This window comes from Streptosporangium sp. NPDC000563 (assembly GCF_040299985.1).
Lineage (GTDB): Bacteria > Actinomycetota > Actinomycetes > Streptosporangiales > Streptosporangiaceae > Streptosporangium.
Genome location: NZ_JBEPDA010000001.1, coordinates 751,131 through 770,760, shown reverse-complemented (window position 1 = coordinate 770,760; position 19,630 = coordinate 751,131). Strand labels below are relative to the sequence as shown.

Below are 19,630 nucleotides of genomic sequence, written 5' to 3'. Positions count from 1 at the left end.
ATCCATGCCCGCCCACTACCGAGGCGCCGTCGTCCGAGAGGCGCACGGGCCGTTGAACGTCGAGGACATCCCGCTGCGGGACCCGACCGGCGACGAGGTGCTGATCAGGGTGACCGCCTGCGGGCTGTGCCACAGCGACGTGCACTTCATGCACGGCACGTCGGGGACCGACTTCCCCTACCTGGTCGGCCATGAGGTGGCCGGCGTCGTCGAGGCCCTGGGGCCGGACGCGACGGGCGTCGTGACGGGTGCCAGTGTCGTCGTCGCGCCGATGGTGGCCTGCGGGACCTGCAAGCACTGCCACGCGGGACGGCTCTCGGCGTGCGCGTCGCGGCTGCCCCGCCGGCCGAAGGTCGGCCTCGGTGACGGCGCCGCCGCGACCCCGGTGCTCGGCATCGGCGGCCTGGCCGAACGGGTCGTCGTACCCGCCAGGCAGGCGATCGCGATCGACCCGAGGGTGCCGCCTCGGATAGCCGCGCTGCTCGGCTGTGGCGTGCCCAGCGGCTTCGGCGCGGCGGTCAACACCGCGGAGACCGGGCCGGCCGACGACGTGGTGGTGATCGGATGCGGCGGCGTGGGGATCGCGGCCGTCGCCGGGGCCGCGTACGCGCGGGCGCGGCGGATCATCGCGATCGACACCAATCCCGGCAAACTCGCCGTCGCCGAGCGGTTCGGCGCCACCCACCTGATCGACGCGTCCCGACAGGAGCCCGGAGAGCGCGTACGCGAACTCACCGACGGCATGGGCGCGGACGTCGTCCTGGACGCGGTGGGCGGACCCGCCACCTTCGCGACGGCGGACGGCCTGCGGGCTCCCGGCTCACGGCTGGTGATCGTCGGCGCCCCGAAGCAGGGGGACCTGGCCGAGGTGCGGCTGAGGCGGCTGTTCCTCACCGGCGGGTCGATCCGGGTCTCGATCTGGGGAGACTGCGTGGCCTCACGGGATCTGCCCCTGCTCGCGGGCCTCTATCTGGACGGCCGGTTGCCGCTGGACGAGTACGTCTCGGGCACGTTCGGCCTCGCCGACGCGCAGGAGGGTTACGACCGGTTGCTGGCCGGAGAGACGCTGCGCGGCGTGGTGATCCCTTCGGACCGCAGTTGACAAGTTGACATGCACGAACAGACAATCAATTCAAATTCCGGACTACTTGTCCGATAATTGACACACTGAGGATCAGATGATGGCGACAGCCGATCTCCCCGCACCCCGCTCGCTCAACCACATCGCCTATCCGACGTGGGACTCCCAGGCGACGCACGACTTCTACACCGAGGTCCTCAAGTGCGAGCTGCTCACCGCGATCCAGCTGAACGAGGTGCCTTCCAGCGGAGCCCGCACCCCCTACCTGCACACCTTCTTCGGACTCGGCGACGGCAGCGCCATCGCCTTCTTCGAGGTCGACGACATGCCCAACCCCGGCCCCGACTCGGTGCCCTCCTGGGTCCGGCACATCGCACTCAACGTCGACTCCATGGAGGAGCTCCACGAGTGGCAGGCGCACTTCGCGGCCAAGGGCGTGGAGACGGTGGGCATCGTCGACCACGACGGGGTCTGGGAGTCCCTCTACCTCTTCGACCCGAACGGGGTCCGGATCGAGCTGACACTGCAGACCCGCCCCCTCGACGACGCCGACGCGCGCGCGGGCGTCGAGACGCTGCGGAAGTGGACCGCGCGCGGATAGCGCACGGCCACCGACCCCACCCCGCCCCATCCGCGCTGATCAGGAGCCGCCTCGTGCTGTCCCGCGAACTACTCCCCATACCGATGACGCCCGGCGGACGCCTGGACATCAACTCCGGTGTCGCCCGGATGAGCGGGAAGATCTGGGCCACCCTCTGGAAAAACGATCTGCGGCCCCCCACGACCGCCGTACTGATCGTGCATCCGGCGTCCAACTTCATCGGTCACTACGCCCTGGAAGAGCTCGCCCACCGCGGGGTGGCCGCGGTCGGGCTCGCCACCCGCTACGTCGGCAACGACTCCGCGCTCATCATGGAGAACTGCCTCCTGGACATCGGCGCGGCGATCCGGCACCTTCGCGAGCTGGGCTACCAGCGTATCGTCCTGGTCGGAAACTCCGGCGGCGGCGGCCTCGCCGCGCTCTACCAGGCGCAGGCGGAGAACCCGACCATCACCCACACCCCGGCCGGTGACCCCGTCGACCTCGCCGGCGCCGGGCTCATCCCGGCCGACAAGGTCGTCATGGCCATGGCGCACCCCGGCCGGGCGGTCGTCTACACCGAAGGGCTCGACCCGGCCGTCACCGACGAGCAGCGGCCCTTCGACCGGGACGACTCGCTCGACATGTTCAACCCCGCGAACGGGCCGGCCTACGGCGAGGAGTTCGTCGAGCGCTACCGCCGCGCCCAGATCGACCGCAACCGCCGGATCTCCGGCTGGGTCACCGAACAGCTCGAAGCACTGCGCGGACACATCCGCGAGTCGGCGGACGGGGAGAAGGTCGCGCCCGACGACCTGCCCTTCGTCGTGCACGGCACGGCGGCCGACCCGCGCTTCCTCGACCTCGCCCTCGACCCCTCCGACCGGCGGACCGGCACCCTGTGGGGCAGCCCCTGGGCGGCCAACTTCCAGCCGGCGTCGCTGGGCCACCTCACCAGCCTGCGCTCCTGGCTGAGCCAGTGGAGCTACGACCACAGCCGGGCCAACGCCTACGTCGCCCTTCCCCAGGTGCAGGCGCCCGTCATGGTCGTGTACGGATCGGCCGACTGCGCCGCCTTCCCCAGCCACGCCCGCACCATGTACGAGGCCGTCGCGCACGACAGGCGCGAGCTGGTCGAGATCAAGGAGGCGGACCACTACTTCCAGGGCCGCCCCGACCTGGCCAGGGTCATGTGCGACCACATCGCCGAGTGGAGCAACTGATGGGCACCCTCGACGTGGCCGTGGTCGGCGCCGGCCCGGTCGGGCTCACCGCGGCCCTCGCGCTGGCCAGGCGCGGCGCGTCCGTCACCGTCTTCGAGGAGAGCGACCGGCTCAGCACCGAGTGGCGGGCCTCGACCTTCCACCCGCCGACGATCGAGATCGCCCGCGACCTCGGCGTCGTCACGACGATGCTGGAGGCCGGCATCGTCGCGCGGAAGTACCAGGTGCACGACCGCCGCGACGGGCTGATCGCGGAGTTCGACTTCGGCACACTCGCCGACGAGACCGACTATCCCTTCAGACTGCAGCTCGAACAGTACAAGTACACCCAGATCCTCAAGGACGCGATCAGCGAGTGTCCCGCCCCGGTCGACCTGCGGCTGGCCACGGGCGTGACGGACGTGCGTCAGGGCGAGGACGACGCGCTGCTGACCACCGCCTCCGGGGAGCAGGTCGCGGCCCGCTGGGTGCTCGCCGCCGACGGTGCGCGCAGCACCGTCCGCAAGGCGCTCGGCAGCTCGTTCGAGGGGCTCACCTACGAGCATCGCTATCTCGTGCTGAGCATCGACTATCCGGTGGAGACGCTGCTGCCGGGGATCTGTGACGTCAACTACATCGCCGACCCGGTGGAGCACCTGCTGATCCTCCGGGTGCCGGACGTCTGGCGGCTCGTCGTCTCGGTGCCGCCCCACGTCACCGGCGAGGAGGCCGTCTCCGACCGGTACGTCGCCGACCGGCTGCGCGGCGTCTTCGGCGACCGCCCCGAGCTGCCGCTGCGCGAACGGAAGGTCTACTCCGTGCACCAGCGGGTCGCCGACACCTTCCGCCGGGGCCGGGTGTTGCTGCTCGGCGACGCGGCGCACGTCAACAGCCCCATGGGCGGCATGGGGCTCAACGGCGGCATCCACGACGCGTTCGACCTGTCCGTCCAGCTCAGCGCGGTGCTCCGCGGCGAGGCCGCCCCGGACGTGCTGGACGCCTGGGCGCACCGCAGGCGCAAGGCCGCGGTCGAGGCGGTGCAGGAGATCACCCACCGCACGACCACCGCGATGGCCGAGCAGGACGAGTCCGAGCGGCGCAGGTTCCAGCTCCAGATGTCGGAGATCGTGGCGGATCCGCTGCGGGCCCACACCTGGATGATGGACGCCGCGATGATCTCCAACGTACGCGCCCACGACCTGCCGCCTCGGGCCCGATGACCCGCGTACCGAAGGAGACCCGATGGACTTCGAGCTGAGCGACGAACAGCGGGACATCCGCGACACCGTGCGCGCCTTCGTCGCCAAGGAGCTCCTCCCGCTCGAGGAGGACTTCCTCAGGCTGGTGCGCGAGGGCGGCGCCAGGCTGCCGAGGGACGAGGAGCGCCGGCTGCGGGCCAAGGCGCGCGAGTTCGGCTTCTGGGGGCTCAGCACACCCGAGGAGTACGGCGGGATGGCGCTCCCCGCGGTCACCCAGTCGCTGATCCACATCGAGCTCGCGAAGACCTGCGTGCCCTTCCGCTTCGGCGGGGAGGCCGACAACATCCTGTACGGCGCGGACGCCGCCCAGCAGGAGGAGTACCTGAAGCCGACGATCGAGGGCGAGCGCCTCGGCTGCTTCGCGCTGACCGAGCCGGGCGCGGGATCGGACGCCGGGGCGATCAGCACGTACGCGCGGCGGGACGGCGACGACTGGCTGATCAGCGGCGAGAAGACCTTCATCAGCAACGGCCACGACGCCGACTACGCGATCGTCATCGCGCTCACCGACCGGGACAAGGGCGCCCACCACGGGGCGACCGCGTTCCTCGTCGACCGGGAGGCCGGCTGGACCTCCTCGCCCATCAGCACGATGGGCAGCTGGCACCAGCCCGCCTCGCTCTCCTTCGACGACGTACGGGTGCCGGCCGGCAAGGTCCTCGGCGAGGTCGGCGGCGGCTTCCAGCTCGCCATGCGCTGGGTCGGCAAGGGACGCTACGTGATCTCCGCGCACTGCGTCGGCATCGCCGAGCGCTGCCTGACGATGGCGGTGGACTACGCCGGCCTGCGCGAGACCTTCGGCCGCAAGATCGGCAGGAACCAGGCGATCCAGTGGATGATCGCCGACTCGGAGACCGAGCTCGAAGCGGCCCGATGGCTCGCCCTCCGGGCCGCCTGGGACGTCGACCGGGGGGCCGACGCCAGACACGCGTCGGCGATGGCGAAGCTCTTCTGCACCGCGATGGTCGGCCGCGTCGTGGACCGGGCACTGCAGATCCACGGCGGAATGGGCTACACCAAGGAGCTTCCCCTCGAAGGCTGGTATCGCGCCGTCCGGGCGATGCGCATCTTCGAAGGCACCGACGAGGTGCAGCGGCTCATCATCTCGCGCGATCTGCTACGCGGTCACACCCGAATCGGAGGCCACCTTGCCTGATCCCATCCCCACCTCCTCCCCGGCCGACTCCCTCGCCGACTCGCCCGTCGGCTCCCTCACCGGCTCCTTCACCGAGCGGAAGATGAGCATCGCCACGGCTCTGCGCGCCGCGGCGGAGGCCGCGGGGGATCGGCCCGCGATGATCCAGGGCGACCGGTCGATCGGCTACACCGAGCTGGAGGCCCGCGCGGCCCGCCTGGCCGGGGTGCTGTCGGAACGCGGGGTCGGCGTCGGCTCGACCGTCGCGATCTCCCTGTACAACTCGTTCGCGTACCTGGAGACCATCCTCGCCGCGTTCAAGCTGGGCGCGCAGCCGGTCAACATCAACTACCGCTATCTCGCCCCAGAGCTGCACTACGTGCTCGACTACACCGACGCGGTCGCCTTCGTCTACGACACCGGCCTGGCCGACCAGGTCCGGCGGATGGACGACCTTCCCAGGCTGAACCTGCTCATGGAGGTCGGATCGGCAGGCGAGCCGCCCGCACCGGCGCTGTCCTTCGAGTGGGCGGCCGAGCACGGCCCGGTCCACCGGGAGACGGACACCGACTCGCCGCACGGCATCATCCTGCTCACCGGCGGCACGACCGGCCGGCCCAAGGGCGTCGTCTGGGACCGTGACGGGCTGCTGGGCATCATCGCGTCGGTCTTCCGCCAGCACGGTATGGACGCGCCGAGGACACCGGACGACGTGCGGGCGCGGGTGCGCGAGCTGCACGAGAGGTTCACCGCCCCCGTCGTGCTGCCGATGTCGCCGCTCATCCACGGCACCGGCCTGCTGCAGACACTGCGCTCCCTGTACGGCGGCGGCACGATCTGCTTCTGCACCTCCAAATCCCTCGACGCGGACGAGGTGTGGCGGACCGTGCAGCAGAACGCGGTCACCGAGATGGTCATCGTCGGCGACGCGTTCGGCCGCCCGCTGGTGGACTCCCTCGCCGCCGCCCAGAGCGCGGGCAAGCCGTACGACATCGGCAGCCTGCGCAAGATGACCAGCTCCGGCGTCGTGTGGAGCGTCGGCGTCAAGCGGGAACTGCTGCGGCACGGCGGCGACCTCACCCTGATCGACAACATCTCGGCCTCGGAGGGCGGCCCCTTCGGGATGGCCCTGGCTCGCTCGGAGGCCGACCTGGTGGACGGGCGGTTCACGCTCGCCCCCGTCGCCCGGGTGCTCGACGAGAACGACGAGGACATCACCCCGGGCACCGGACAGATCGGCATCCTGGCCAGCGCCGGACCGCAGCCGGTCGGGTACCTCAAGGACCCGGACCGGACGGCGCGGGTCTGGCGGGTCATCGACGGCGTCCGCTACTCGGCGCCCGGTGACCTCGCCTCGCTGGACGCCGACGGCAGGCTGATCCTGCTCGGCCGGGGCGACGGCGTGATCAACACCGGGGGTGAGAAGGTCTTCCCCGAGGAGGTCGAAGAGGCGCTGCTCACCCACCCGAAGATCACCGACGTCGTCGTCGTCGGCGTTCCCGATCCCCGCTGGGGCCAGGTCGTGACCGCCGTCGTCGCCCCGGCGAGCGCGCTCGGCGACGTCGAGGACGAGACACTGAGCCGGCACGTGGCCGAACGGCTCGCCGGTTACAAGCGCCCGCGCCGGATCGTCAGGGTGGACTCGCTCCCCCGTAGCCCGGCCGGAAAGATCAACCGCGCGTCGGCCCGTGACGTGGCGACCCGCCACCTGCAAGCAGAGGAGACAGCCTCGTGACCGGCATACCGTTCCCGATCGAACAGGGCCATGTGCGGGCCTTCGCCCGCGCCCTGGGTGAGGACGCCGACGTGGTCCCGCCCACCTTCCCGATCGCCTTCGCCCAGTTCGATCCGGACTGGGGGCTGCGGATGCGTCCCGACCGGCCCTGGAACGGCTCCGGGTCCGGGCCCGGCGTGTCATCCGGCGGAGGAGGCGGCCTGCACGCCGAGCAGGAGTTCGAGTACTTCCGCCCGCTCCGGATCGGCGAGACGCTGACGGCCCGCAAGCGGGAGGGAAAGACCTGGCAGAAGACCGGCGGGAAGGGCGTGCTCAACTTCGCCGAGCGGCACGTCGACTTCTTCGACGCCGAGGAAGAGCTGGTCGCCCGCTCGACCACGGTCTCCGTTACGGTCACCCCCAAGACCGACGACACCCCGGAGGCGGGCCGATGACCGTGACCACCGACCAGGAGGTGCGCCGGGTCGTCGTGACGGACCTCAAGCGGACGCAGATCGTGATGTACGCCGGTGCCGGTGGCGACTTCAACCCGCTGCACACCGACGAGCCGTTCGCCACCCGGATCGCCGGCAACCCGACCGTCATGGCGCACGGGATGCTCACCATGGGCCTGGCCGGCCGCGTGCTGACCGACTGGTTCGGGCACGAGAACATCCGGCGCTACCGGGCCCGGTTCAAGGCGCCCGTCTGGCCCGGCGACACGATCACCGCGACGGCGACCGTGACCTCGGTGGACACCGTTGACGGGCAGCGACGCGCCGAGCTCACCGTCTCGGCGGTGAACGCGGCGGGCGTGGAGGTGCTGTCCGGCACCGCCACCGCGATCGTCACCGACGAGGGCGAGGCGACGTGATGAAGACCACCGCGGTCATCTCCGACGAAGGTGAGGCGACGTGACGGACATGTCAGGCATCTCCACCGCGGTCATCTCCGACGAAGGCGAGGTGAGGTGACGTGATGGACATCGCCGCGCTCGACGCGATCGACGTGCACACCCACGTGCAGCTCTCCGTCCACGAGGCGCCGAAGCCGGGAAACGACAACTTCGCGGCGATGGCCGACTACTTCAAGGCCGGCGCGGTCAAGAGGTTCACCGTCCCCATGATCGCCGAGTACTACCGCGAGCGGAACATGGCGGCGATCGTCTTCGGCGTCGACTCGATGCACGTCAGTGGCCGGGAGCAGACGCCCACCAACGAGGAGATCGCCGAGCAGGCGGCACTGCACGGCGACGTGCTCATCCCGTTCGCGAGCGTCGATCCGCATCGGGGCGCGGCGGGCGTGCGGGCCGCCAGGCGGCTGATCGAGGAGTACGGCGTCCGCGGCTTCAAGTTCCATCCCACCACGCAGGGCTTCTTCCCGAACGACCGGATGGCCTACCCGCTCTACGAGGTCATCGCCGAGCACCGGCTCACCGCGCTGTTCCACACCGGCCAGACCGGCGCGGGCGCGGGCACCCCGGGCGGCGGCGGGCTGCGGCTGAAGTACTCCAACCCGATGCACGTCGACGACGTGGCCGCCGACTTCCCCGACCTGCAGATCATCCTCGCGCACCCGTCGTTCCCCTGGCAGGACGAGGCGCTCTCGGTCGCCATGCACAAGCCGAAGGTGTACATCGACCTGTCAGGGTGGTCGCCGAAATACTTCCCGCCCCAGCTGGTGCAGTACGCGAACACGCTGCTCAAGGACAAGGTGCTCTTCGGGTCGGACTTCCCGATGATCACTCCAGAGCGCTGGCTGGCCGACTTCGCCAAGATCGACATCCGGGACGAGATCCGCCCGAAGATCCTCAAGGAGAACGCGGCCAAGCTGTTCGGACTCACCGGACAGTCGTGACGACAGCCCCCGGCCAAGGAGGTCGCGATGCAGCACACCGGTCCCTTTGATCGAACCGTCGACGTCGTCGTACTCGGTCTGGGCGACGCCGGCGCGGTCGCCGCGGTGACCGCCCACGACGAGGGCGCGGAAGTGCTCGTCATCGAGAAGCAACCGGCCGACGACCACCGGCCCAACAGCCGCTACGCCGCCGGCTTCTTCCTCGTGCCCGAGGACGTCGACGGCGCGGTCGAATATCTGTCCGCGCTGTACGCGGTCAACGGCGAGCTGGCCACGATCGACCCCGACCTGATCCGCACCTGGGCGGAGGAGACGGCGGCCACCCCGGCCTGGCTCGACCGGCACGGCGGCAAGTACCTCAAACTGGACATCCGCGGCGAGCACCCCACCCTGCCCGGCCACGAGTCGATCCGCGTCTACAAGGCGCAGCCCACGAGCGGGCCCGACGGCTACACCGGCTGCCCGATGCACGGCTTCCTGCGGAGCCTGGTCACCGAGCGCGGGATCGAGGTCCGGTACGCGACGGCGGCCAGGTGGCTGCTCACCGACGCGCGAGGCGCGGTCGTCGGGGTGGAGACCGACGGCGCCGACGGGGTCCGACGGATCGGCGTACGCCGCGGCGTCGTGCTCGCGGTCGGCGGCTACGAGGCCGATGAACGGCTCAAAACGCACTACCTTCCGGTCACTCCGGTGCATTTCTACGGCACCGAGCACAACACCGGGGACGGCATCGTCATGGCGACGGAAATCGGCGCCGAACTGTGGCACATGAATGTTTGGCCAGGGCATTTCGTAGCGAGATTCCCCGGCGACGGATACACCGGGGGAACGGCCGTCGATCTGTGGGGATCAGGCCGGTTCGGACCGGCCGAGGGCGAGCCCGCACCGGGTTCGATCTTCGTCGACGGGTCGGGCCGGCGATTCATCCGCGAACCGGGAAAGCAGCACGCCGCCCATCTGGCGCTTTTGGCGATGGACGCCGATCAGCTCACTTACCCGAGGATTCCGACGTGGTGGATATTCGATCAAGCCCGTTTCGAGCGGGCGACGCTGGTCCCGACCTACTCGGGCCCCGCCGGACCGGTGCGAGACTACGCCTGGAGTGCGGACAACGAGGCGGAACTGCGGCGTGGCTGGATCCATTCGGCCAGGTCAATCCCTGATCTGGCCCGATCCTGCGGGCTTGATCCGGTCGTGCTCGAACAGACGGTCTCCCGCTACAACCAGCACTGCGCGGCGGGCGTCGACGCCGACTTCGGCCGCGACCCCGTCACGCTGACCCCGCTCGGCGGCGACCGCTATTTCGCGGTTCCGCTATGGCCGGGCGGCTCGCATACGGTCGGCGGTCCGCGCCGCGACGCGAAAGCACGCGTGGCCGCGATTCGCGGAGGTTCGATAGACAATCTCTACTCCGCCGGTGAGCTAGGATCAATACACGGACTGCTTTATCCGACAGGTGGCGGCAGTATCGCCGAATGTCTCGCGTTCGGCCGGATAGCCGGACGTAATGCCGCAGCCGATCGGACCGTCATAAGTTGACTCTCATGCGACAAGTGACATCGGCTTTGTTCAATATAGATACAGTGCGCATTAGGAAAACCGACAGCGGTGGAGGTGGCTCGGCGTGAGCGCTGGAGATCGCGCCGGAGACGGCGCCGGTCAGGGCAACGGATCCCAGACCTTGGATCGCGGCCTGAGGCTATTGGAGTTGCTCGCCGCGGAAGATCGCGACATGACCGTCGCGGAGCTGGCCACGGCGCTGGGCATGCACCGGCAGGCCGTCTATCGGCTGCTCACCACGCTCCGCAGTCACCGCCTCGCCGCCGAGGGCAGTTCGGGGCGCTACCGGCTCGGGCTGGGCGTGATCCAGCTCGCCCGGCAGGCCAACCCGCAGCTCCAGCGCGCGGTCATCCCCTACCTGCGCACGCTGGCCGAAGAGCTCGGCGTCACCACGCAGTGCGTCATGTCGGAGGGAGCCGACGCCGTGGTGCTGGCGGTCGTCGAGCCGTCCGACGCGATCTTCCATCTGTCCCAGCGCAGCGGTGCCCGGCACCCGCTCGACCAGGGGGCGAGCGGCCTCGCCATCATGCTCGCCCGGCCGCCCAGGGCCGACGACCCGGCCGCGGTCGTCGAGGCGCGGAAGTGCGGATACGCGATCTCACGCGGAAACCTGACACCGGGCGCGGTCGGCATCGCCGTGCCGCTCTACGACGGCGAGGGACGCTCACTCGAGGCGAGCCTCGGCATCGTGTCGATGGTCGACCTGGACGTCGAGCACACCGCCAAACGCCTCCTCGCCACCGCGAAGGAGATCACCACCCGGGAGTGACGGGCTGTCCCCGAGTCAGGACGCGGTGGCGGCACGCTCGGCGGCGCTGCGCTCGACGCAGAACTCGTTGCCCTCGATGTCGGCGAGGGTGACCCAGCCGGTGCCGTCGGGACGGCGGCGGTCGGCGACCAGGGTGGCACCGAGGGAGAGCAGGCGCTCGACCTCCTCGTCGCGAGTGCGGTCGGTGGGCTGGATGTCGAAGTGGATCCGGTTCTTGACCGTCTTGCCCTCGGGGACGGCGATGAACAGGATCGAGACGCCCTCCGTCTCGACCAGTGCCTCGGGGTCACCGGGGTGGTCGTCTTCGCCGATCTTGGTGTTCAGCACCTCGGCCCAGAAGGTTCCGAGCCGGTAGGTGTCCGCACAGTCGATGCTCACGTGGTGCACAAGAGAAGCCATGGCCGACAGTATGCCCGTCCCACTTCGCCTGCGGACTCCGGTGATCTTGAGGCTGTAACGGCCGCTCGGGCGCCCCGCCGGACTCCGCGATGCGTTCCCAGGCGGTGGTGCCCGAGCTTCGCCGGTCGTGTGGTGGCCGTCCGGACGACGAGGGCCTCCTCGTCGTGAGGGGCCACGGAGATTCCGGCCGCCAGGCACCGAAGAGGGCTGAACAGGCGATATGGCCGCCTCCGGCCCGGAGACCGGCATCGCCACCGCCTCGGAATGTCGACCGTATGGGGACGAATTTCTGATAACGAGATATTGACATCCCACCTTGCGAACCCTGACACTTTGCGGAAATGCAATAGAAACACGAATGCGACCCGATCGTCGGGCCTTCATCGAGAACCGATCGCCCCACCGCCAAGCCCACAGGGACGAGATGCACGCAGAAATGTTATCGCTAACAATTCTCCGCGCGTCCGTCGATGCACCCTCCTTCCCCCCAGGTCCAGCCGTGAGCGCGCAGCTGTGATGTCGCCCCTCGCCGTCTCCTTCCCGGTTCCCGGAAAGGATGCCCGCGGTGTCCCTCCCTCCTCAGTGATTGGACATTCATGGCACTGATCATGGCGTCTGATGGTTACTCATCAGGACCGTCGCGAAGCACTCGGTCGTTGCGCCGACTGCTGATCGCCCTCGTGGTGACCGCGCTCACCGCGGCGACAAGCCTCGTCGTCTCCGCACCGTCGGCCAATGCCGCCACCAGCCAGTTCCGAGGCATGAACTGGGCCGTACTGGGTGACAACTTCAGCACCGGCACGCTCGTCGTGCAGGGACTGAGCCAGTCCGACAGCAACGCGACGGTTCGCGCGAAGGCCAACTCGCTCTACGACCACATGGAATACATCATGGGCATCAACACCATCCGGTTGCCCATCAACACTCACACCGTGGCCAACACGACCTGGTGGAACTCCTACCGCGGCGCCATCGACGCCGCCGCCGAACGCGGATTCAAGGTCATCCTCGCCTACTGGGAGGACGGCGCCGCCTCAGGCGGCAGGATCACGAACCTCGCCGCATGGAACACGATGTGGTCCAGCGTGATCAACACGTACGGCTCGAACAGCAACGTCTACTTCGAGCCGATGAACGAGCCGCACGGCTACTCGTCGACGGAGTGGCGCAACGTCGCGGCGAACTGGCTCGGCTATCACACCTCGGCGGTGCCCGGCCGGGTGCTCATCGGCGGCACCGGCTTCAGCCAGGACCTGCGGGACATCTGCAACGACAGCCGCTTCAACTCGACGCTGCTGTCCTTCCACTACTACGCCTTCTTCTACGGCCCGATGACCTACGACGAGTTCCGGAGCCACATCCAGACACGTCTGGGCAACTGCGCCCACCGCGCGGTGGCGACCGAGTTCGGCGCGCCGATGTCCACCGGCCTCAACTACGCCGACCCGACCAGCACCGACAACTTCGTGCGCTACCTCCGCGCCATGGCCCAGGTCATGCGGGACAACCAGATGGGCGGCACCTACTGGCCCGCCCTCGGCGGCAAGCCGGGCACCATCGGCTACGACTGGTACTCGATGTACGTCATGGGCGGCAGCGGCACCAACCTCAGCGTGACCGTCCGCAACGGCCACGGCGCCAACCGGGTCCGGTACGCCTGGGGCGACGCCGTCGGCGACGTCACCCCTCCGCCGACGGTGACCTACCGGATCAACGCGCGCCACAGCGGCAAGGCCATGGACGTCCAAGGAGCGAGCACCAACGACAGTGCGCGCGTCGGCCAGTACACCTACAACGGCAACGCGTGGCAGCAGTGGCAGTTCCAGGACGTCGGCAGCGGCTACTGGCGCATCGTCAGCCGCCACAGCGGAAAGTGTCTTGACGTGGTGGGCGCCTCGACCGCCGACGGCGCCGAGCTCGTCCAGTACACCTGCGGCCTCGGCAACAACCAGCACTTCCAGATGGTCAGCAACGGCACCTACTTCCAGCTCCGGGCACGACACAGCAACAAATGCGTGGACGTGCCCGCCGCATCGACCGCGGACGGCGTGATCCTCAAGCAGTATCCGTGCAACAGCGGCACCAACCAGCAGTGGTCGCGCACGGCCGTCTGACGATCGTCTCGACGTGAAGGTGGCCCCGGCGAACGCCGACCTCAGCAGGTGCGGAGCATGTTGAGCAGGGCCACCTTCTCCTTGCGGGTCACGAAGAGCCGGTAGTGGCGCTTCACCGTGATCCACGAGGTCGCGTACTGACACCAGTGGGCGCGACGTTGCGGGCGCCAGCTCTGCGGACCTTTGCCGCCCTTGGCGATGTTGGCGGAGTGGCTGACGGTGAGCAGTTCGGGGCGGACCAGGTCGTTGGCGAACGCGCGCCGCTTGGCCTGACTCCATCGCTTGGCGCCAGAACGCCAGGCGTAGGCGAGCGGCACCAGGTGGTCGACGTCCACGTACTTCTCGCTCTTCAACCACTTGCCGTCGTACGGGCTGTACCAGCGCCCCTTGACCGGATGGCAGGCCGCGTCGCGGCGCACGTTCCGCCCGTCGCGGGCCAGGACCAGCTCCCGCGTGTTGCACCTGCCCTTGCGGTACGCCGCCGATCGGGAGTGGAACCGCTCGCGGCTGTAGCCCCGGATGGACAGCGGCCTGGCGACCTTGAGCTGAGCCAGCATGCGCCGGGCGAGGGCCGCGGACTCCGCCTGTGATCGTTTACGCGGTTCGGCCGCCGCCTGCGGGGTGGTGAGAACGGCGGTGATCGGAACGAGCACGAAGGTGAGTACGGCGGTGTGCGCTGCACGTCTCAGGTAGATCATGACTTTACCTATACCCGACGACCTCCCCGACCCGGCAATCGGCAGGAACATGTCCGCGTGGGCGAGTGACATGAGGTTGTCGACGCCGACCGTGCCGACCTCACCATAGGAGGACACCGGATGACCAGCCACGACTCCCCTGCGGACAGCGAAGTCCGGGATCCCTTCGGCACGTTGCGCCGCGCACTGTGGATCGGCGGTGGCCAATGGGCCGGAAAGTCGACCGTGGCCCGGCTCCTGGCCGTCCGATATCGCATCACCGTCTACCACTACGACCACCAGGACGCCCGCGGTCACAACGATCGCCGGATCGCCCGTCGCGTCGCCCTCGGCGAGCCCACCACCGAGCCCGACCCGGACAAGATGTGGGTCCACACCACCCCGGAGGAGATGGCCGCCATGACCCTGGCCGGTTTCCCCGACCGGTTCGAATGGGCCCTGGACGACCTGCGCGCGCTCGTCTCAGGCCACCCGATCATCGCCGAGGGCTGGGGACTCCGCCCTGAACTCGTCGCCCCCATCATCGACTCACCACGCCGGATGGTCGTCATGGTGCCCACAGCGGAGTTCCGCCGGCACCAGTCCCAGGAACTACCGCGCGCCACCTCGCTCGGGCACCGCGTCAGCGATCCGGCCCGCGCACAGGCCAACCGCCTCACCCGGGACCGCCTCGTCGCGGAGGACGCCGTCCGCACCGCCCACCGGCTCGGCATCCGCGTCATCGAAGTCGACGGTTCCCGCGACGCCGCCACGATCGCGGAGATCGTCGCCGACCATTTCAGCCCCTACCTCCCAGAGCAAGATCGCACCCCCTTCGAGCCGGGCTGTTGCGACGATCACTAGAACGGAGGCACGAAAGAGGGCGTTCCGACTTCACGAATTCGTCCGGGCCGACGCACCGAGCGCGAGCAGCAGCAATCCCGCCGAGGCCCATGCGGCCCAGTCTCCCAGGACGGTGTAGAGGGTGGCCGAACCCTCCTGAGGCAGGGTGGCCATGACCGTGGTCATGCCCGTCATGCCGGTGTGCCGCTCGGTCGGGATCCGGCCGCGGCCGTCGCTGACCGTGAGCCATCCCCCGCGTGCGGCGCGGGCCACCGCCAGGCCGCTCTCCACGCCGCGCACCACCGCCATGCGGCTGTGCAGCCACGCGTCCTCGCCGAAGTCCCAGGCCGGCGCGAGCAGGGCGGCGGCACCGGCCTTGCTGTACTCCCCGACCAGGCCGGGGAAGTCCAAATCCTTACAGATGATGAGGCCGAGCCGATTGCCGTCGAGGAAGGCCAGGCCGGTGCCGGGCCGGAACCGGCGCTCCACCCCGGGGATCAGGTGGTGCTTGTCGTAGCGCACACCGGAGGGATAGCTCACCGCGCTGTTGGTCTCCATGGCGATCCCCGCGACCACCTCCACGCCCGGACGGGCGAACGGCAGGTCGACGGTCTTGAAAACCTTCTCGGGCAGCACCACGATCTCCGCCCCGCGGGCCACCGCGGCGTCCACGGCCTCGCCGTACCGGCGGACGAGCTGCTCGGAGTCGTCCGTCGCGACCAGCGCGACCTTCCGCCCCCCGGTGTCGGCGGGCGTCGCGAGCCGTACGAGACCGTGGCCGAGCGTGAGCGCGACCAGCACACCCGAGACCATCGCCGCGCGTGGCCGCAGGACCGCGACGGAGGCGGGCACGAACAGCAGGAGGAAGGTGATGCCCCAGACCCCGGTGACCGAGGCGGTCTGCAGCACGGGCAGGACGTCGGCCTGCGTGTACGCCAGGCTCCACCAGGCCCCGTGCGGCGCGGCGAGGCTCATGACGTACTCGGCGGTGACCCAGACGGCCGGTACGGCCGACGCCGCCAGGAGTGGCCTGCCGCGCACGATCAGGGTGCGGAAGAGCAGCACGCCCAAGCCGTAACAGAGCGCGGGACCGACGATGAAGGCGGCGGCCAGCAGGGGTGGCATTTCAAGAGGTCCGGTGAAGTACGGCCACATCCGCGCCTGGCCGACGAGCCAGACCAACGTCCCGGCGAAGAAAGCCGTACCCCCGCCCGCCCGGCGAGCCAGGAACAGGACAGGGAGCGGCGCGAGCCAGGTGAGCCACCAGACGGGATGGAGACCGGTGCCGAAGTGCGTCAGAACGGCGGAGGCGAGGGTGAGCAGGATGCGTTCCATGCCGATGATCGTGCTTTCCCGCACCTCGCGGGCGCGTCACTCGCGGGTGTGATCTCCGTTGTCACTCCTGCCGGCGACCACCAGCCCGGACTCGTAGGCGAGCACCACGGCCTGGACCCGGTCCCGCAGGTCCAGCTTGGTGAGCATGCGGCTGACGTGTGTCTTGACCGTGTGCTCGGTGACCACGAGCGCGGCGGCGATCTCCGCGTTCGACAGGCCATGCGCGACCAGCCTCAGCGTCTCGCGCTCGCGTTCGGTCAGCGCGTCCAGCCTGGCCGTCAGCCGGGGGGCGACGCCGTGGGCGGGTCTGCGCACCAGGTCCTCAAGCAGCCTCCTGGTCGCCGCCGGAGCCAGCAGGGCCTCACCCGATGCGACGGTACGGACGGCGTGGGCCAGTTCGTCGCGCCGGATGTCCTTCAGCAGGAAGCCGCTCGCCCCCGCCCGGACCGCGTCGTAGACGTACTCGTCGAGATCGAACATGGTCAACACGAGCACCTTGGCGGCGGTGGTGGCGCAGATCTCCCTGGTCGCCTCGATGCCGTTCATGCCCGGCATGCGCACGTCCATCAGGACCACGTCCGGCCGGAGCCGCCTGGCCGCGGCGATCGCCTCCTCGCCGTCGGCGGCCTCGCCGACCACCTCCATGTCCGGCTGCGCCCCCAGGATCAGCCCGAACGCCGCACGGAAGAGGTCCTGGTCGTCGGCGATGAGCACCCGCAACATGCGGGCTATTCAAGCGGAAATTCGGCTCTCACCGTGAACCCCCCGTCTCGCCCAGCCTCGGCCCTGAGCGTCCCGCCACACGCCGCCGCCCGTTCCCGCATCCCGGCCAGCCCGTACCCGCCGCGCTCGCCCGGCCCTCGCCCGTTGTCGGTGATCTCCACCGTCAGGCGCTCCCTCCAGGTCAGAGCGAGGCGTACGGCACTCGTACCGGCGTGCTTGCGCACGTTGGTGAGCGCCTCCTGAACGATCCGGTAGACGGCCGCCTCAACGCTCTCGGCGACCGGGCGCGGGATACCGGCGGTCGTACTCACCACATCGAGACCGCTGCGGTCGAGCAGCGCCGGGAGGTTGGCCAGACGCGGCTGGAACAGCGCCTCGCTCAGACGCTCGTCGTCATGACCACACACCGGCCCGCCATCGTTGGCATGGCCGCACACCGATCCGCCGTCGCCGTCATGGCCGCACACCGGTCCACCGCCTTCGCCAGGGGTCCGCAGCGTGTTGAGCACCCCCCGGAGCTCGGCCAGCGCACCTCTCCCCATGTCGGCGATCGCGTCGAAAACCGCTTCGGCCCTGTCCGGGTCGCCGCGCACCACCACCGGCCCGGCCTCGGCCTGGACCACCATCAGCCCAACGGAGTGGGTGATGATGTCATGCATGTCGCGCGCGATCCGAGTGCGTTCCTCGGCCGCCGCCGCGATGTGCTCCTGCTCCAGCCGCCGCGCCCGCTCGGTCAGCTCGGCGGCTCGCGAACGGCTCGCCCGGACACTGGTGCCCAGCGCGTAGGCGGCCACGAAGGCGGTCCCCACCAGCCGGAAGGTCTCGTCGTTCTCCCCCGGCAGCACCAACGAGGTCCCCACCGTCGCCACGATCGCCGGAATCGCGGCCAGCCTCTTCCACGTGGGACTCAGGTCGGCGATCGTGTAGACGGCCAGCAGCGGCCCGAAGGGCAGCAACGGCTTCTCCCACGTCACCAACACCGACATCGCCGCCCCGACCACCACCGCCACCACCATCGGCGCCCGCCTGCGCCACACCACCGGCACCGACGCCAGCAGCCCCAGCCCGATGATCCACCACGGATCGGGATCGGGCAGAACAAGCGGCATCACCGTGGCCAGGACCACGCTCGCCGCGAGCGCCCCGTCAACCACCCTGTCGGTCCGGCCCGCCGCAAACATCCGCCCATTATCCGGATCCGTCCGCCCGCTGCCCTCACTCTCAAGAGTGATCATTCCCGCCACGCAGCCGGCAGGGTCCTACCCCTTGGTCCGGGCACCTCTCTTGGGAGGGCTACGCGTCAGATACCAATCGGTGCCGCACGAATTCCGGATGGGCATCGCCGACATCGATGCCGTTCTCATCAAGAGCGTTGGCGATGTGGAAACGACCGGCATCGAAGGCGAACTCCACAGCGAGGGTGCCGTCCGCCAGGTCATGACATGGTGACGGCCGCCACTCGAGCAGAGCGACTTCGCGCAGTTCCAGGCCGACGAACGGCTCAAGCCGCTCGTCGGCGCTGGACCACACCGGGGTGAGCTCGAACCACTCCCAGCCACTGATAGCGACCGTCGTGTCGATGCTGTTCCAGCCGATCGAGAGCTCATCGAGCTTCCAGTGGCAGATCTCGACCTGGACACCGTCGAAGTCCAGGACGATCGGGCAATCGGCGTACCAGTCCCCGTCCTCGACAAAACGCACGAGCGCGAATCCCGTCAGACGTCGGCCACCAAGTGTGGCCAGACCTTGCCCGTGTCGCTCACGGACGGCTTCGAGTCCGACAAGAAAGGTCGGCTCGAAGCCGGAAATCCCCATCATGTCAGGCAATTGTCCAGGCTCCTTACCGGCCGGTCGATCCGTCGTGACCAATGGTGAACCGACCGACACACCTGGAACTCCAATAGGCTCGTATCATGATCCGCGCTGTGGTCTTCGACGTCGGCGAGTGCCTGTCACCCGTCGACAGTGCTGATCACACCGTGATCATGTAGGCCGCTCATTGACCGTGGCGCAATCCACGTTCGCGCTCGCGCGCTCGCCGTTCTGGTTCTTGAGCACCCATATGCCCTTGTTGTTGAAGCGAATCCATGCCTCGTCATCATTAAGTCCCCGTATCCAGCCGGCGGACACGCCACCGAATATCCGCACGCCCTTGTCCTGTTCCAAGAACTGGATGTATCCCCTGCCCTCGCCTGCTCCGTTGACTTGGCTGGTGGTCACGCTGTTCACGTCGGCTTTGTCAGCGAACACGGTTCCCCAGGTTTGTCCGGCCCCCTTGCGCACGTTCAGGCCTTCCTTGGGGAAGCTGATCCATCCGTCGTCGGCGCTCCGCCCCTGCACCCACTCAGTGTTGATGCCGTTGAGGTCGGCCTTGTCGGCGTG

At 69.2% G+C, this 19,630-nt stretch carries 20 protein-coding genes; 13 read left to right on the top strand and 7 right to left on the bottom strand.

The window, feature by feature from the left end:
- Nucleotides 1–4 precede the first annotated feature (4 nt).
- From ABT352_RS03625 to ABT352_RS03575, 11 genes are all read left to right on the top strand, one after another.
- Nucleotides 5–1,102, top strand: a complete 1,098-nt coding sequence (locus ABT352_RS03625) for a zinc-binding dehydrogenase (protein ID WP_350942204.1) — start codon at nucleotides 5–7, stop codon at nucleotides 1,100–1,102.
- 79 nt (nucleotides 1,103–1,181) lie between these two features.
- The gene (locus ABT352_RS03620) at nucleotides 1,182–1,682 is read left to right on the top strand and encodes a VOC family protein (RefSeq protein WP_350942202.1); all 501 of its coding nucleotides are present in this window, start codon (nucleotides 1,182–1,184) and stop codon (nucleotides 1,680–1,682) included.
- Nucleotides 1,683–1,735: 53 nt separating this feature from the next.
- The gene (locus ABT352_RS03615) at nucleotides 1,736–2,884 is read left to right on the top strand and encodes an alpha/beta hydrolase (RefSeq protein ID WP_350942200.1); all 1,149 of its coding nucleotides are present in this window, start codon (nucleotides 1,736–1,738) and stop codon (nucleotides 2,882–2,884) included.
- Nucleotides 2,884–4,083, top strand: coding sequence for an FAD-dependent oxidoreductase (locus ABT352_RS03610; RefSeq protein ID WP_350942199.1), 1,200 nt, complete (start codon nucleotides 2,884–2,886; stop codon nucleotides 4,081–4,083). Before ABT352_RS03615 ends, ABT352_RS03610 begins: the two co-directional genes overlap by 1 nt.
- 22 nt (nucleotides 4,084–4,105) lie before the next feature.
- The gene (locus ABT352_RS03605) at nucleotides 4,106–5,278 is read left to right on the top strand and encodes an acyl-CoA dehydrogenase family protein (protein WP_350942197.1); all 1,173 of its coding nucleotides are present in this window, start codon (nucleotides 4,106–4,108) and stop codon (nucleotides 5,276–5,278) included.
- Complete coding sequence (locus ABT352_RS03600; RefSeq protein WP_350942195.1) at nucleotides 5,271–6,992, top strand: AMP-binding protein; 1,722 nt, start codon at nucleotides 5,271–5,273, stop codon at nucleotides 6,990–6,992. Before ABT352_RS03605 ends, ABT352_RS03600 begins: the two co-directional genes overlap by 8 nt.
- Entirely contained in the window at nucleotides 6,989–7,426 is a 438-nt protein-coding gene (locus tag ABT352_RS03595; RefSeq protein ID WP_350942194.1) for an FAS1-like dehydratase domain-containing protein, read from the top strand. The genes ABT352_RS03600 and ABT352_RS03595 overlap by 4 nt, the downstream gene beginning before the upstream one ends.
- Nucleotides 7,423–7,845 (top strand): MaoC/PaaZ C-terminal domain-containing protein, encoded by a 423-nt coding sequence (locus ABT352_RS03590; RefSeq protein ID WP_350942193.1) that lies wholly within the window; start codon nucleotides 7,423–7,425, stop codon nucleotides 7,843–7,845. The genes ABT352_RS03595 and ABT352_RS03590 overlap by 4 nt, the downstream gene beginning before the upstream one ends.
- A 104-nt stretch (nucleotides 7,846–7,949) precedes the next feature.
- Nucleotides 7,950–8,828, top strand: a complete 879-nt coding sequence (locus ABT352_RS03585; protein ID WP_350943532.1) for an amidohydrolase family protein — start codon at nucleotides 7,950–7,952, stop codon at nucleotides 8,826–8,828.
- A gap of 27 nt (nucleotides 8,829–8,855) precedes the next feature.
- Nucleotides 8,856–10,367 carry an FAD-dependent oxidoreductase gene (locus ABT352_RS03580; protein WP_350942191.1) on the top strand — a complete coding sequence of 504 codons (1,512 nt, stop codon included), beginning with the start codon at nucleotides 8,856–8,858 and terminating at the stop codon, nucleotides 10,365–10,367.
- Nucleotides 10,368–10,452: 85 nt separating this feature from the next.
- A complete protein-coding gene (locus ABT352_RS03575) occupies nucleotides 10,453–11,157 on the top strand; it encodes an IclR family transcriptional regulator (protein WP_350942190.1) in 705 nt (234 codons plus the stop codon).
- Between the two features lie 15 nt (nucleotides 11,158–11,172).
- On the opposite strand, the gene ABT352_RS03570 is transcribed toward ABT352_RS03575, so the two are convergent.
- Nucleotides 11,173–11,556, bottom strand: coding sequence for a VOC family protein (locus tag ABT352_RS03570; protein ID WP_350942188.1), 384 nt, complete (start codon nucleotides 11,554–11,556; stop codon nucleotides 11,173–11,175).
- Nucleotides 11,557–12,212: 656 nt separating this feature from the next.
- On the opposite strand from ABT352_RS03570, the gene ABT352_RS03565 reads away from it, so the two are divergent.
- Nucleotides 12,213–13,670: an RICIN domain-containing protein gene (locus ABT352_RS03565; protein ID WP_350942187.1), complete on the top strand. Its 1,458-nt coding sequence runs from the start codon at nucleotides 12,213–12,215 to the stop codon at nucleotides 13,668–13,670.
- 41 nt (nucleotides 13,671–13,711) lie between these two features.
- Here the strand turns inward: ABT352_RS03565 and ABT352_RS03560 are convergent, their stop codons facing one another.
- Entirely contained in the window at nucleotides 13,712–14,368 is a 657-nt protein-coding gene (locus tag ABT352_RS03560) for an HNH endonuclease family protein (protein ID WP_350942185.1), read from the bottom strand.
- A 120-nt stretch (nucleotides 14,369–14,488) separates the two neighbouring features.
- Here ABT352_RS03560 and ABT352_RS03555 point away from each other — a divergent pair, with 120 nt between their 5' ends.
- Nucleotides 14,489–15,211, top strand: coding sequence for a hypothetical protein (locus ABT352_RS03555; protein ID WP_350942184.1), 723 nt, complete (start codon nucleotides 14,489–14,491; stop codon nucleotides 15,209–15,211).
- Between the two features lie 30 nt (nucleotides 15,212–15,241).
- Here the strand turns inward: ABT352_RS03555 and ABT352_RS03550 are convergent, their stop codons facing one another.
- The 5 genes from ABT352_RS03550 to ABT352_RS03530 form a co-directional block, all read right to left on the bottom strand.
- Nucleotides 15,242–16,525: a hypothetical protein gene (locus tag ABT352_RS03550; RefSeq protein WP_350942183.1), complete on the bottom strand. Its 1,284-nt coding sequence runs from the start codon at nucleotides 16,523–16,525 to the stop codon at nucleotides 15,242–15,244.
- A gap of 36 nt (nucleotides 16,526–16,561) precedes the next feature.
- Entirely contained in the window at nucleotides 16,562–17,248 is a 687-nt protein-coding gene (locus tag ABT352_RS03545) for a response regulator (protein WP_350942181.1), read from the bottom strand.
- 5 nt (nucleotides 17,249–17,253) lie between these two features.
- Nucleotides 17,254–18,429 (bottom strand): sensor histidine kinase, encoded by a 1,176-nt coding sequence (locus ABT352_RS03540; protein ID WP_350942179.1) that lies wholly within the window; start codon nucleotides 18,427–18,429, stop codon nucleotides 17,254–17,256.
- Between the two features lie 112 nt (nucleotides 18,430–18,541).
- Nucleotides 18,542–19,075 (bottom strand): hypothetical protein, encoded by a 534-nt coding sequence (locus tag ABT352_RS03535; protein WP_350942178.1) that lies wholly within the window; start codon nucleotides 19,073–19,075, stop codon nucleotides 18,542–18,544.
- Nucleotides 19,076–19,231: 156 nt separating this feature from the next.
- On the bottom strand, nucleotides 19,232–19,630 hold a 399-nt coding region (locus ABT352_RS03530; RefSeq protein WP_350942177.1), incomplete at its 5' end, for a hypothetical protein.

Bases quoted from the DNA above. Each gene is read 5' to 3' on its own strand.
- ABT352_RS03625 (WP_350942204.1), top strand. From the start codon at position 5: ATGCCCGCCCACTACCGAGGCGCCGTCGTCCGAGAGGCGCACGGGCCG.
- ABT352_RS03620 (WP_350942202.1), top strand. From the start codon at position 1,182: ATGGCGACAGCCGATCTCCCCGCACCCCGCTCGCTCAACCACATCGCC.
- ABT352_RS03610 (WP_350942199.1), top strand. From the start codon at position 2,884: ATGGGCACCCTCGACGTGGCCGTGGTCGGCGCCGGCCCGGTCGGGCTC.
- ABT352_RS03605 (WP_350942197.1), top strand. From the start codon at position 4,106: ATGGACTTCGAGCTGAGCGACGAACAGCGGGACATCCGCGACACCGTG.
- ABT352_RS03590 (WP_350942193.1), top strand. From the start codon at position 7,423: ATGACCGTGACCACCGACCAGGAGGTGCGCCGGGTCGTCGTGACGGAC.
- ABT352_RS03585 (WP_350943532.1), top strand. From the start codon at position 7,950: ATGGACATCGCCGCGCTCGACGCGATCGACGTGCACACCCACGTGCAG.
- ABT352_RS03580 (WP_350942191.1), top strand. From the start codon at position 8,856: ATGCAGCACACCGGTCCCTTTGATCGAACCGTCGACGTCGTCGTACTC.
- ABT352_RS03570 (WP_350942188.1), bottom strand. From the start codon at position 11,556: ATGGCTTCTCTTGTGCACCACGTGAGCATCGACTGTGCGGACACCTAC.
- ABT352_RS03560 (WP_350942185.1), bottom strand. From the start codon at position 14,368: ATGATCTACCTGAGACGTGCAGCGCACACCGCCGTACTCACCTTCGTG.
- ABT352_RS03555 (WP_350942184.1), top strand. From the start codon at position 14,489: ATGACCAGCCACGACTCCCCTGCGGACAGCGAAGTCCGGGATCCCTTC.
- ABT352_RS03550 (WP_350942183.1), bottom strand. From the start codon at position 16,525: ATGGAACGCATCCTGCTCACCCTCGCCTCCGCCGTTCTGACGCACTTC.
- ABT352_RS03545 (WP_350942181.1), bottom strand. From the start codon at position 17,248: ATGTTGCGGGTGCTCATCGCCGACGACCAGGACCTCTTCCGTGCGGCG.
- ABT352_RS03540 (WP_350942179.1), bottom strand. From the start codon at position 18,429: ATGTTTGCGGCGGGCCGGACCGACAGGGTGGTTGACGGGGCGCTCGCG.